The sequence below is a fragment of the Providencia lanzhouensis genome (assembly GCF_050469745.1).
Taxonomy (GTDB): domain Bacteria; phylum Pseudomonadota; class Gammaproteobacteria; order Enterobacterales; family Enterobacteriaceae; genus Providencia; species Providencia lanzhouensis.
On sequence record NZ_CP174123.1, the window covers coordinates 2,923,510 to 2,937,151 of the forward strand.

The 13,642-nt window shown below is 42.5% G+C and carries 13 protein-coding genes and 1 other RNA gene; 5 read left to right on the top strand and 9 right to left on the bottom strand.

What is annotated here, in order from left to right:
• Window positions 1-6: 6 nt before the first annotated feature.
• Window positions 7-1,329, bottom strand: a complete 1,323-nt coding sequence (pepP, locus tag ACIH2S_RS13880; RefSeq protein WP_108478271.1) for a Xaa-Pro aminopeptidase — start codon at window positions 1,327-1,329, stop codon at window positions 7-9.
• Window positions 1,330-1,493: 164 nt separating this feature from the next.
• Window positions 1,494-2,072, bottom strand: coding sequence for a YecA family protein (locus ACIH2S_RS13885; RefSeq protein WP_036951150.1), 579 nt, complete (start codon window positions 2,070-2,072; stop codon window positions 1,494-1,496).
• A 221-nt stretch (window positions 2,073-2,293) separates the two neighbouring features.
• Between ACIH2S_RS13885 and zapA the strand changes: the two genes are divergently transcribed.
• From zapA to ACIH2S_RS13900, 3 genes are all read left to right on the top strand, one after another.
• The gene (zapA, locus tag ACIH2S_RS13890) at window positions 2,294-2,623 is read left to right on the top strand and encodes a cell division protein ZapA (RefSeq protein WP_036951152.1); all 330 of its coding nucleotides are present in this window, start codon (window positions 2,294-2,296) and stop codon (window positions 2,621-2,623) included.
• 110 nt (window positions 2,624-2,733) lie between these two features.
• Window positions 2,734-2,916, top strand: a non-coding RNA gene (gene ssrS, locus ACIH2S_RS13895) — 6S RNA.
• A 137-nt stretch (window positions 2,917-3,053) separates the two neighbouring features.
• Window positions 3,054-3,656, top strand: coding sequence for a 5-formyltetrahydrofolate cyclo-ligase (locus ACIH2S_RS13900; protein WP_230083136.1), 603 nt, complete (start codon window positions 3,054-3,056; stop codon window positions 3,654-3,656).
• 50 nt (window positions 3,657-3,706) lie between these two features.
• Here ACIH2S_RS13900 and serA read toward each other — a convergent pair whose 3' ends face one another.
• Both serA and rpiA read right to left on the bottom strand, forming a co-directional pair.
• Window positions 3,707-4,957, bottom strand: a complete 1,251-nt coding sequence (serA, locus tag ACIH2S_RS13905) for a phosphoglycerate dehydrogenase (RefSeq protein WP_036951154.1) — start codon at window positions 4,955-4,957, stop codon at window positions 3,707-3,709.
• A gap of 446 nt (window positions 4,958-5,403) precedes the next feature.
• On the bottom strand, window positions 5,404-6,063 hold the full coding sequence (gene rpiA / locus ACIH2S_RS13910) for a ribose-5-phosphate isomerase RpiA (RefSeq protein WP_108478272.1): 660 nt from the start codon (window positions 6,061-6,063) through the stop codon (window positions 5,404-5,406).
• Between the two features lie 197 nt (window positions 6,064-6,260).
• On the opposite strand from rpiA, the gene ACIH2S_RS13915 reads away from it, so the two are divergent.
• Entirely contained in the window at window positions 6,261-7,181 is a 921-nt protein-coding gene (locus tag ACIH2S_RS13915) for a LysR family transcriptional regulator ArgP (RefSeq protein ID WP_036951157.1), read from the top strand.
• Here the strand turns inward: ACIH2S_RS13915 and ACIH2S_RS13920 are convergent.
• The 4 genes from ACIH2S_RS13920 to ACIH2S_RS13935 form a co-directional block, all read right to left on the bottom strand.
• Window positions 7,171-7,899, bottom strand: coding sequence for an oxidative stress defense protein (locus ACIH2S_RS13920; protein ID WP_036951158.1), 729 nt, complete (start codon window positions 7,897-7,899; stop codon window positions 7,171-7,173). The genes ACIH2S_RS13915 and ACIH2S_RS13920 overlap by 11 nt on opposite strands.
• Before the next feature lie 115 nt (window positions 7,900-8,014).
• Complete coding sequence (gene argO / locus ACIH2S_RS13925) at window positions 8,015-8,632, bottom strand: arginine exporter ArgO (RefSeq protein WP_108478273.1); 618 nt, start codon at window positions 8,630-8,632, stop codon at window positions 8,015-8,017.
• Between the two features lie 217 nt (window positions 8,633-8,849).
• Entirely contained in the window at window positions 8,850-9,722 is an 873-nt protein-coding gene (gene mscS / locus ACIH2S_RS13930; protein ID WP_036951161.1) for a small-conductance mechanosensitive channel MscS, read from the bottom strand.
• Between the two features lie 152 nt (window positions 9,723-9,874).
• Window positions 9,875-10,240, bottom strand: coding sequence for a YacL family protein (locus tag ACIH2S_RS13935; RefSeq protein WP_036951163.1), 366 nt, complete (start codon window positions 10,238-10,240; stop codon window positions 9,875-9,877).
• A gap of 175 nt (window positions 10,241-10,415) precedes the next feature.
• Between ACIH2S_RS13935 and ACIH2S_RS13940 the strand changes: the two genes are divergently transcribed.
• Complete coding sequence (locus ACIH2S_RS13940) at window positions 10,416-10,793, top strand: VOC family protein (RefSeq protein WP_036951165.1); 378 nt, start codon at window positions 10,416-10,418, stop codon at window positions 10,791-10,793.
• A 110-nt stretch (window positions 10,794-10,903) separates the two neighbouring features.
• Here ACIH2S_RS13940 and acnB read toward each other — a convergent pair whose 3' ends face one another.
• Window positions 10,904-13,501: a bifunctional aconitate hydratase 2/2-methylisocitrate dehydratase gene (gene acnB, locus ACIH2S_RS13945; protein ID WP_036951167.1), complete on the bottom strand. Its 2,598-nt coding sequence runs from the start codon at window positions 13,499-13,501 to the stop codon at window positions 10,904-10,906.
• Window positions 13,502-13,642: the final 141 nt, after the last annotated feature.

Sequence of the window (13,642 nt, forward strand, 5' to 3'; positions counted from 1 at the left end):
TACTGCTTAACCTAAGCGTTTTTTAGCCGCCGCCATTAACGCTTCAATTTCATCAGGATCTTTGACGACCAAGGCCGTTAAGTTTTCATTCCCATCTTCAGTGATAAGAATGTCGTCTTCGATACGTACGCCGATACCACGGTATTGAGGCGGTACGTCAGCATCTGGCGCAATATATAATCCTGGTTCAATGGTCAGCACCATGCCCGGCTCTAAAATGCGGTCTCTTTCTACACCGTAAAAACCGACATCATGAACATCTAAGCCCAGCCAATGGCTTAAACCATGCATAAAAAATGGATGATACGCTTTGTTTTCGATCAATTGTTCGACGTCACCCTGCAAAATGCCTAATTTCACTAAGCCTTCTGTTTTAATGCGAACAATTTGACGAGTCACTTCGTGGATACTGGTGCCTGGGCGGTAAAGTTCTAATGCGGTGTTAATAGATTGAAGCACGATATCGTAAATTTCACGCTGTTCTTTGGTGAATTTTCCGTTCACAGGGAAAGTTCGGGTGATATCCCCTGCGTAACCTTCTAACTCTGCACCGGCATCAATTAGGACTAAGTCCCCATCTTTCATCGCACATTCATTTTCTGTGTAGTGCAAAATGCAGGCGTTTTCGCCACTACCGACGATGGTGTTATAAGATGGGAAACGCGCACCATGGCGAGTAAATTCATACTCAATCTCACCACAAAGCTGGTATTCATACATATTTGGGCGGCAAGTTTCCATCGCACGAATGTGGGCTAATGCTGAGATTTCACCCGCTTTGCGCATGACTGCCATTTCTGCATCCGACTTAAATAGGCGCATTTCGTGCACCATTGGACGCCAATCAATGAGCGTGCGAGGAGCTTTTAAGTTGCGACGGCTTCCTCGGCGCAGGACATCCAATGCACCGAAAACCAGTTTATCCGCGTAATCAAATTCACCTTGAGCGTGATAAACCACATCGAGACCATTGAGTAATTGATAAAGCTGGTCAACGATTTCATCGAATGGCAGCGCTTTATCAATACCTAATTTTTCTGGTGCAGCATCTTGTCCTAAGCGACGCCCAAACCAAATTTCTGCGGTGAGATCGCGAACACGGTTGAATAGCACGGTGTGGCTATGTTTCTCGTCACTTTTTATTAAAACTAAAACCGCTTCTGGCTCACTAAATCCAGTCAGATATAGAAAATCACTGTGCTGGCGATACGGATATTCGCAATCCGCATTACGTTGTGCTTCAGGTGCTGAAAAAATAATAGCAGCACTTGCTGGCGCCATTTGAGCCAATAATGCATTACGACGAGAAATAAATTCCTGCTTATTCATACCGTTATTGCCTTATTATTTGGGTTTTAGATTGGTTGCTTGTTTGATAATTAGCTAAAAATCAAACGGCAATCAGTTCAAATTAGGTAAATCCGTTCCTTAACCGTAGGTGACTGACAATGCAGAAAGCCTACAGTTAGTGGGTCGCTACCTAATATTATAGATTAGTGAAGAACGGGCTTGATATTCTCAACAGCGGTTGGGCCTTTTTTCGGCTCAGCCAATGCGATATAACACAGTTGAACGGCAACTCTCACATATTCAACAACTTCTTCTAATGCTTGCTCTAACTCTTCTTGGTCTTCTTCTTCATCATAACCAAGCATACCGATGTTACGTAGATCGGTAATTACTTCACTAATCTCTTTTTTATCAGTCAGTTTAGGTTGAGCAACACCAATGCCAAGTAAGAAGTGGTTAACCCAGCCAGCTAGTGCATCCGCATGGTCAAACACAGAAGCGTCTTCATCCGGAAATAGCATATTGAATGCAAATTCGGTGTCATCTAATGCTTCAAATGTGAGGTCATACAGTTCACGCAGCGGTTGTGAAACGGTTTGCGGAAACGCAAGTCCGTCATTTGCTAGATCATGAACAAGGGTTTGCCAACCGAGGTCACGGCTTCCTCCACAAATCAGTCCGGTTATTAAACCATGGATCTCGGCGGCAGTGAGTGCGATTGAGTGCTGTTGGAGTAAGTTGTCCAACGATTCATAGTTAGGTAAAGATTTTTGTATAGACATCTGAATTCGTCATGTTAGCTTGGGATTCGTGATATGCTACCACCAAGGATAGCCGCTAGACCAGTCTGCTTTTTTTGTCTGAGTTATTATTAGCTTATTTTTATTCTAAACTAGTAATATATCGCCAATGCCTATCTAAGCATAAGCTATGCAAAAATTAACAACATTTACGCCAAATGTCCTACTTTTATTGGCGAAAAAGATTTTAGTATGGAGGTATCATGTCCGCACAACCCGTTGATATTCAGATTTTTGGGCGCTCTATGCGCGTTAATTGCCCAATAGAACAAAAAGAAGCGCTCTTAGAGTCAGCAAAAGAATTAGAAGAACGCTTAAAAACGTTAAAAGACCGAAGCGGTGTCACTAACACTGAACAACTTATTTTCATTGTCGCATTGAACGTCTGTCACGAATTAGCACAAGAAAAGACAAAAACGCGCGATTATGCTTATAATATGGAAGAGAAAATAAAAGTATTGCAGCAGACGATTGAACAAGCGTTGCACGATCAGGTGAAAATCACTGAGAGGCAGGTATTGCCCCTAGAGTAAATATGCTTATTAATCAATCACTAGTAAAATAATAAAACGAAAAATTAGGTTGCATTTACACTCTAATTTCGTACAATGAAGTCACTGAGTAACGAAAGTTCTCAAAACAAATTTCTCTGAGATGCGCGTCAGTGGGTAAGTCCCCTGAGCCGATATTTCATACCAAACAGAATGTGGTTATTGCGCTGGTGAGCATGCCTGATTCGCTCAGGAAGCCTAAAGGTTGCTAAACTGCGTTCACCTTGAACCAAGGGTTCAAGGGTTACAGCCTACAACGGCATCTTGGAGACCTCCCTTCTATTTAGTCTGCGCTGTATTCTTTGCACAAAATCTCAAACCCACACTAAAAATTACGTATTCCTATTCCTTGCGATATACTGTTTTGTAAATTTTTCCACGAGTTATCAACTTGATATTAGGAATATGATTTATGGAAACGGTTATGTCAGATACGCTATCTTCACTACGTCAGCAAATCCGTAAATCTATTCGAGCTACCAGACGGGAACTGACGCCTGAAGTTCAAGATGATGCGGCACAACGCATTATCGCCCACACACTTAATCACCCAAAAGTCGCACAGGCTAAAACTATCGCCCTATTTCTTTCGTTCGATGGTGAAATTAATACACGTCCATTAATCCAAGCCCTTTGGGATCACGGTAAACAAGTTTATCTTCCCGTTATTCACCCTTTTGATCCTCACCACCTATTATTTTTGCACTACACGCCGAAGACTACCTTAGTAAAAAATAAATTTAATATTGAAGAGCCACAATTGAATGTATTAGATGTATTACCTATCGAGCGACTGGATATTATGATGATCCCGCTGGTAGCTTTTGATAGCCAAGGGCAACGGTTAGGAATGGGAGGCGGATTTTATGATAGAACATTGGCAAATTGGCAACAAACTGGCTTTTATCCTATTGGACTCGCCCATGATTGTCAGTTAGTTGAAGATTTACCTGTCGCGCACTGGGATATTCCATTACCAGAAATTATTACTCCGAAAAAAATATGGCGCTGGTAGATACCAACGCCACTGTGCTTTTAATGAAATGTTTTTAATGCATCGACTGATTAGAACAGCAGACGAGCGCGGATGGTGCCTGGTAGAGATTTTAATTTCAGTAATACTTCATCCGCTTGGCTTGGTGACTGCGTCAACACATCAATAACCACATAGCCCACATTCCCTGAGGTTCGCAAGTATTGCCCAACCACGTTAATGTTATTTTCAGTAAACACTTGGTTGATACTGTTCATGATACCAGGGCGGTTTTCATGAATGTGCAGTAAACGGTTAGTATCATCCATATGCACTGGCAGCGAAACTTCAGGGAAGTTAACCGCAGATAATGTTGAACCGTTATCTGAGTATTTTGCCAGTTTACTTGCCACTTCTAAGCCGATATTTTCTTGCGCTTCTTCCGTTGAACCACCGATATGTGGAGTCAGGATAACGTTATCGAATTTAATCAACTCAGAAATAAATGGGTCATTAGGATCGTTGTTTGCTGCTGGTTCCGTTGGGAAAACGTCAACCGCTGCACCTGATAATTTCTTGCTTTCTAACGCTGAACTTAATGCAGGAATATCAACAACAGTACCGCGTGATGCGTTGATGAAAATCGCACCTTGCTTCATTTGCTCAAACTGCACTTCGCCAAACATGTTTTTCGTGCTGGCCGTTTCAGGCACATGTAAGCTCACCACATCGCTCATTTTTAATAATTCTGGTAATGAACGAACTTGAGTTGCGTTACCTAATGGCAATTTGTTTTCGATATCATAGAAGTAAACATCCATACCGATACCTTCAGCTAAGATCCCTAACTGTGTACCGATATGACCATAACCGACAATACCTAAGCGTTTGCCACGAGCTTCAAAGCAGCCTTTCGCTTGTTTTTCCCAGATCCCGCGGTGTGCTTGCATATTCGCTTCAGGAATACGACGTAACAGAAGTAATAACTGACCTAATACCATTTCCGCCACGGAACGGGTGTTGGAGAATGGTGCATTAAAGACAGGAATACCGCGCTTCGCTGCAGCATCGAGATCAACTTGGTTGGTTCCAATACAGAAACATCCCACAGCCACCAATTTTTCTGCTGCGGCAAAGATCTCTTCCGTCAAATGAGTACGGGAGCGGATCCCCACAAAACGTGCATCTTTAATCGCTTCTTTTAATTCTTCGTCCGACAGCGCACTTTTGTGATATTCGATATTGGTGTAACCCGCTGCTTTGAGGTTATCCACAGCACTTTGGTGAACACCTTCAAGCAGTAAAAATTTAATTTTGTCTTTCTGCAAAGATACCTTGACCATTTACCCTACCCTATCGTACTTAATTTTTGACCGATGAATTTCGTATGAACTCAAAATAATTCGAGATGCACGCCATGAAATTAAGGCACTCCAGCCCCCTCACATGCACCTTGAAATAAAACGAGAATACCAACATAGCAAAATTCAGCGCAGTAGCAATACAAACGATTGCTTAGACTCTGCTAAAAAGTGTGATGAAAAAGAAGTTATGTGGTGGAAAATCTAGAGCGGTAACACAAAATAAGCATTTTGCCCACCCAATGGGCATTTGTGTGAGATATATCACCAAAATAACGGAAGGTAAAAAAAATTTAAATAATTTTCATGTTGATGATATTTACAAAAGTCATTAACCATCAAACTATTTAGTTAAAAACACGCTAATCAAAAACAAAATAAGCCAGTGAACTCAAAAAGCCACTGGCTTATCATTACATTCTGATTAATTACAACTTAATGGTTTTTACGCCATCAGCCGTTCCCATCAGCACAACATCCGCACCACGGTTAGCAAATAACCCGACTGTTACGACACCAGCAATGCCATTGATTTTATTTTCTAATGCGACTGGGTCGAGAATTTCTAAATTGTGAACATCTAAAATAACGTTGCCGTTATCCGTCACCACGTTTTCACGGTAAACCGGCTGACCACCCAGTTTGACTAGCTCACGAGCCACATAGCTACGCGCCATTGGGATCACTTCCACTGGTAGAGGGAATTTGCCCAGTACGCCCACCAGCTTAGATTGGTCTACGATACACACGAATGTTTTAGCAATGGCAGACACGATTTTTTCACGGGTTAACGCTGCACCACCGCCTTTGATCATGTTCATATTACCGTCAACTTCGTCAGCACCATCAACATAAACATCTAATGAATCCACGCTATTACAGTCAAAAACGGGAATACCCAAGGATTTTAATTTTTGCGTTGATGCTTCAGAGCTAGAGACTGCGCCTTCGATTTGCCCCTTCATTGTTGCTAATGCATCAATAAAATGAGAGGCAGTAGACCCCGTACCAACACCAACAATGGTGCCTGGTCTAACATATTCTAATGCTGCCCAACCTACTGCTTTTTTTAATTCATCCTGAGTCATGCGAGAGCCTTATACTGAAATAATGAGTCATTAAGTAGATGCTCAATAGTATATACCGGACACCCAGCAAGTTGCAGTATTGTTATTAGGGATTGTGCACTACTTCTTATGAAAAATACCCTTTAGGAATATTTGCAAGTGTTATCCCTAAAAATATGGCATAGTGATTGGCAGAATAACAAGAAGGAGAGTTTTTGATGAAGCGCCCTGATTATCGCGCCTTGCAAGCACTGGATGCCGTCATTCGTGAACGCGGATTTGAACGAGCAGCACAAAAATTGTGTATCACCCAATCTGCGGTTTCTCAACGAATCAAACAGTTAGAAAACCTTTTTGGTCAGCCTTTACTCGTGCGCACCGTTCCGCCACATCCGACTGAACAAGGTCAAAAACTGCTAGCGCTGCTTCATCAAGTAGAATTACTCGAAGAACAGTGGCTTGGAGATGAAAACAGCGGCTCTACCCCATTATTGCTCTCCTTAGCGGTCAACGCCGATAGCTTGGCAACCTGGTTCTTACCTGCATTGAATCCAGTTCTGGGCAACACCCCTATTCGCTTGAATATTCAAGTGGAAGATGAAACTCGTACCCAGGAACGTTTAAGACGCGGTGAAGTAGTCGGTGCTATCAGTATTCAGCCACAAGCGCTACCGGGCTGTTTAGTCGATAAACTGGGTGCTCTGGACTATATTTTCGTGGCATCTCCTGGCTTTGCGGCTAAATATTTCCCTGAAGGTGTAACTCGCGCATCGCTACTAAAAGCACCTGCCGTGGCTTTTGACCACTTAGATGATATGCACCAAGCCTTTGTACAACAAAACTTTGGTCTATCGCCAGGTAGTGTCCCTTGCCATATCGTTAACTCATCGGAAGCGTTTGTGCAGCTAGCAAAACAGGGCTCAACATGCTGTATGATCCCACACTTGCAGATTGCCAGCGAATTAGAAAATGGTGAACTAATCGATTTAACACCGGGGTTATGCCAGCGCCGTATGCTTTATTGGCATCGTTTTGCGCCAGAAAGCCGCACAATGAAGAAAGTGACTGACGCCCTGCTAAAAACAGGACGCCAGATGCTAAAACAAGATGATGAAATTGCGGCTGAAATTAACGCTTAATTTCAAAAACCACATCGACTTGGTCATTAAAATCAATACTTTGTTGCTCATAGGTCTCATCAACATTGAGATCTTGAGCAGCGGCTTTCAATGAACCGCCACGGCTACGCATCGCCATTGGGTATGGCACATCTGATGGAGCATTGTAATTAATGCTGTAAATCGGTCCTAACTGCGCATTAAACCCTTTCGCCAACGCTTCAGCCTGCTGTTGAGCATTCTTCATTGCTTGGTCACGCGCAGCATTACGATATTTCTGCGGATCATTCACGCCAAATTGGACTGAATTAATTTCATTCAATCCTGCCGCTAATGCACCATCGAGTAGAACATTCAGTTGATCCAGTTTTCTCACTTTCACTTCAACAGTTCTTGTCGCGGTATAGCCTTTTAAGGATGCTTTCGCAGACGAACTATAATCATAATTTGGTTGCGTACGCACATTGGCAGCTTCAATATCTTGCTTTTCAATGCCATTTTTCTTTAGGAATTCATAGTATTCAGCAACACGCTTATCAACGGCGGTTTTCGCAGCAGCGGCATCTTTATTGGTTACTTGCACATTAATGCTCAGCGTGGCCATATCTGGCGCCACTTTCACAGCACCACTTGCTGATGTCGAAATATGCGGCCCCTCTGGTGCGGCGCTTGCCAATGACATGGTTGGTACCGCAAGACCTGCCAGCAGGGCAGCAACAACGATAGATTTCAATTTCACAGAACCTCCCAATGGTATTTTTCTCTACAAGAAAAAGGAAGTTCATCATAAACTTCCTTTGATTAAGGTTCACATTATCATATTCAGCGCAAACTGCGATTCAGAATAATGCTAATTAATAACCCAGACCATGCATCGCGAGTTTAAATGCAATAAACCACATGACACAACCGACAAACAGGTTAATAAAACGCTGAGAGCGTGGTTTATTCAGTATAGGAGAAAACCAAGCGGCTAACATGGCTAATAAGAAAAACCACACGAATGAAGCCGTTAAGGCCCCTGCTGTAAACCATGGGCGTAATTGGCTTTCTAATTGCCCACCCACACTACCTAACACCACAAACGTATCTAAATACACATGAGGGTTAAGCCAAGTGACCGCAAATAAAGTCACAATCACTTTCCAGCGTGTCATCGTTTTGCTTTCTAGCTGTAAGACCTCATCATCTGGGGTCATGGCGGTACGAAACGCACCATAGCCATACCACGCTAGGAAAGCGACCCCAGTCCATGTAATTAATGCCATCAATAACTCAGACTGGCTTAATAGCGCACTACCGCCAAATACACCAGCAATAATTAAAATCGTGTCACTTAGCGCGCATAATAATGCACTCATTAAATGAAACTGTTTGCGACTACCTTGTTGCAACACAAACGCATTTTGTGGCCCCAAGGGCAATATCATTGCAGCCCCAAGCAGAGCCCCCTGAAAATAAATTGTAAACATGCAATTTTTCCTAATAATTATTCAGATTATCTGCAAAGAATGATATCCAGAAAAAATTATTAGTGAAAACGATTAACTCTAATGGACCATAAGTAGGGCTAATCAGGATTGGCAATAACGAAATGATGAAAAGTCAGGATGAAGTTAAGGACAAAGTGCAAATAAAAATGGCGCAACTTTTAGATCGCGCCATTTTTAAAGATAAATACGTTAATACTTATTCAGCAGAAATATTTTTTGCGCTGGTATTAACTTGGTGAAGATGAACATCCATTTGCGGGAATGGAATACCAATATTGTGCTTATCAAGAGCACGCTTAAAGTTTTCCATTAAATCCCAATAAACTGGCCAAGTATCGCCATTCGTTGTCCAGAAACGCACTAAATAGTTTAATGAAGATGGTGCCATTTCATTTAAACGGATAGTCACGCCTTTATCGTGCAGAATGCGCGAGTCAGCAGCAACGATATCACCCAATACTTTTTTAACCACATCAATATCAGAATTGTAAGCAACACCGACCATAATATCTTGGCGACGAAGCGGCTCACGAGTCACGTTAATGATGCTGTCACCAATAATTTTACCGTTTGGGATCACCACAATACGGTCATCTGCCGTTCTCAATGTAGTTGAGAAAATTTGCACGCTTTGTACTGTACCGTCAATCGCACCAATCTTAACAAACTCACCCGCTTTTAATGGTCTGAATACCACCAGCAGAACGCCCGCAGCAAAGTTACCTAATGAATTTTGTAATGCTAAACCAACCGCTAAACCGGCGGCACCCATTACCGCGATGACAGAGGCAGTTTGTACGCCAATTTTGCCCAGCACAGCAATTAGGGTAAATGCCACAATGGTATAGCGAGCAATAGCAGATAAGAATTCGCTAACAGTGGAGTCAATTCCTCTCATTGTCATCACGCGATTCAAACCACGGCTAACCCATTTAGCAATCATCAAACCCACAATTAAAATAACAAGTGCGGAAACGATATTGACGACATACTGGACTAGCAGATCCTGATTTGCCACAAACCAATTTGTTGCATCATTCAATGCGCCTGTAACATCATCAGTATTCATATGTATATCCTTTTCGATCAAATTTAGACTAGGAAAACTCGCTCAATTCAATTAATAACCTTGGAAACTATTAGTAAATAATTGAATAACACGCTTAAAATAATAGCTATAAATTATCAAAATATAAAATTAATCGATAAATAAAATGCTATTTATCGATTTTCGATAACAAACTCACGGTAGTCATCCAACATGTCGAAAAAGTCATTTACACCGCAAAAGGCAATACTTTCATTATCATAGTAACTCATGCCTTCTTCTAACCCATCCGTCTCAAAAGCTAATTGGTTCGCACGGATCATCACTTCCTCATCATCAAGAATAAGTGTGTATTCGTGACCAATAAACTCCCATTGCTTTTCACTGCCTTTAATCAGTTCATAATTTTCTGCGATGGTATCCAGTAAACTGAGATCATTTTTGATTTCCTCATTTAACCAGTAACCGATAGCTTCATGATCCATTGAAAATTTAGCGGTAATACTTCCTGTAATATCCTTTAAAAATTGGTAGTCCATATGCAATACCTCACACTTTGCGTCTTTGAATTAAGTATAACGCGAGTCAAGCGGGTTTGCTTAGCGCTATTACGGACTGTCAGAAAAAATTAATGGTCGTGACTATTACGCTGCATAAATATATTTATTCGATTAAGATTGATACACACTCCCCAACTCGGTAATAGGAACGTTAATGATTAATCGATTAGACCATTTAGTCTTAACCACCACAGATCTTGATGCCTGCCTTGATTTTTACCAACGTATTTTAAAGATGTCTGTGATCACCTTCGGTGAACAACGTTTTGCCCTGCAATTTGGTCAGCAAAAGATAAACATTCACCAATATGGGAAAGAGTTTGAACCTAAGGCACATTTGCCTGTTCCAGGATCGTTAGATCTCTGCTTTATCAGTGATATGCCACTAATAGCAGTTCAAAAGCACATTGAGCAGCAAGGTGTGAAAATTATAGAGGGTCCAGTACAACGAACTGGTGCTATCGGTAAGATTATCTCTTTGTATATCAGAGATCCTGATTTGAATTTGATTGAAATTTCACAATATCTTTAACGCTCACCTAGCTATATTCGTATTCTTTGCTAAAAGCAAGATAGAAAAAACCCCAAAAATTGAATTCTCAATTCTTGGGGTTAAGTCAGTATGATTCTATCTACTGCTGATTAAACAGCAGTTTGGAAAATCACACCATCGGCTTTTTCAGTGTACTGATCCAGTCGGTCAAAGTTCAGATAGCGGTATGTATCTTCCGCAGTCTCGTCGACTTTATTCATAAACTGTTGGTACTCAGCTGGCGTTGGTAAGCGACCTAACAGAGAAGCAACTGCGGCTAACTCTGCGGATGCCAGATACACATTCGCCCCTGTACCTAAACGGTTAGGGAAGTTACGAGTCGATGTAGAAACGACTGTCGCACCATCAGCCACGCGTGCTTGGTTACCCATACACAGTGAACAACCTGGGACTTCGATACGCGCTCCGCTCTTACCAAATACGCTGTAATAACCTTCTTCAGTTAATTGCGCTGCATCCATCTTGGTTGGTGGCGCAACCCACAGGCGAGTTGGTAATTGACCTTTATGGGAATCCAGCAGCTTACCTGCCGCACGGAAATGACCAATGTTAGTCATGCAAGAACCAATGAATACTTCATCGATTTTTTCATTCTGAACATCAGACAGTAAGCGCGCATCATCTGGGTCATTTGGTGCACACAGAATTGGTTCCTTGATCTCATTAAGATCAATTTCAATCACTGCGGCATATTCTGCATCGGCATCGCCTTCAAGTAACTCAGGGTTCGCTAACCAGTTTTCCATACCTTTGATACGACGCTCAATGGTACGACGGTCGCCGTAACCTTCTGCGATCATCCATTTCAATAGGACGATGTTAGATTGCAGGTATTCGATGATTGGCGCTTTGTCCAGTTTGATAGTACAGCCCGCTGCAGAACGCTCGGCTGATGCATCCGCTAATTCAAATGCTTGCTCAACTTTCAGCTCAGGAAGGCCTTCAATTTCCAGAATACGACCAGAGAAAATGTTTTTCTTACCTTTTTTCTCAACAGTCAGTAAGCCATCTTTAATCGCATACAGTGGAATAGCATGAACAAGGTCACGTAATGTGATACCCGGCTGCATTTGTCCTTTGAAGCGAACTAATACAGATTCTGGCATATCTAGAGGCATAACACCGGTTGCTGCGGCAAAAGCCACTAAACCAGAACCTGCTGGGAATGAGATACCAATTGGGAAACGGGTATGTGAGTCACCACCAGTACCAACAGTATCTGGCAATAGCATACGGTTTAACCAAGAGTGAATGATACCGTCGCCCGGACGTAGAGAAACCCCACCACGATTCATAATAAAATCAGGCAGCGTATGGTGCGTGGTAACATCGACAGGTTTTGGATAAGCTGCCGTGTGACAGAATGACTGCATGACTAAATCTGCAGAGAATCCTAAACACGCTAAGTCTTTCAGCTCATCACGCGTCATTGGACCCGTAGTATCTTGAGAACCGACAGACGTCATTTTAGGTTCACAGTATTCGCCTGGGCGAATACCTTGGCGACCGCATGCACGACCGACCATTTTTTGTGCTAATGAATAACCACGATTGCTTTGTGCAACAGGTTTTGCAAGACGGAACATATCCGTTGCACCTAAACCTAATGCTTCGCGTGCTTTTGTGGTTAAGCCACGACCGATAATCAGAGGAATACGACCACCAGCACGAACTTCGTCGATTAACACATCCGTTTTTAATTCGAATGTTTCTAACAATTCGTTAGTTTCGTGATTACGAACTTCACCTTTATATGGATAGATATCAATCACATCGCCCATATTCAGCTTTGATACATCCACTTCAATTGGCAGTGCACCCGCATCTTCCATTGTGTTAAAGAAGATAGGGGCAATTTTACCGCCCAGCACCACACCGCCGCCACGTTTGTTAGGCACGAATGGAATATCATCGCCCATAAACCATAAAACAGAGTTTGTTGCTGATTTACGAGAAGAACCCGTACCGACAACGTCACCCACATAAGCCAGCGGGAAACCTTTTTTATTCAGTTCTTCGATCTGTTTAATTGGACCTACGCTACCTGCTTCATCAGGAACGATACCATCACGCGCGTTTTTCAGCATTGCTAAAGCATGCAGAGGGATATCTGGACGTGACCATGCATCTGGTGCAGGAGATAAATCATCTGTGTTTGTTTCGCCAGTCACTTTAAATACAGTCACTGTCATTTTTTCAGCTAATTCAGGACGTTCGTTGAACCAATCGGCATTCGCCCATGATTCAATCACTTGCTTAGCATGTGCATTTCCCGCTTTCGCTTTTTCTTCGACATCGTAGAAGTTATCGAACATGAGTAAAGTATGGGAAAGTGCTTTCGCTGCGATGGCTGCCAATTTGGCATCATCAAGAGCTTCGATTAGTGCGTGAATATTGTATCCGCCCTGCATGGTACCAAGCAGTTCAATAGCTTTTTCAGGGGAGATCAGAGGGGAGGATGTTTCGCCTTTTGCGATCGCGGCTAAAAATCCAGCTTTAACGTACGCTGCTTCATCGACGCCCGGTGGAACACGGTTGGTCAGCAGGTCTAACAAGAAATCTTCTTCACCTTTGGGTGGGTTTTTCAGTAACTCGACTAGTGCAGCTACTTGTGACGCATCTAATGGCTTAGGGACAATCCCTTGAGCGGCACGCTCGGCTACGTGCTTACGGTATTCTTCTAGCACGACGTTCTCCTCGCTTCTTTGTTATTTATATACCCGGCTGTCTGCACCATCCTGAAAAAAATTATCATCCGGTGCCAGGTCAGAGGAATTTGCTCACATAATCTCAATGGCGATAAAATTATGTCCAGCTTCGGGCAATCA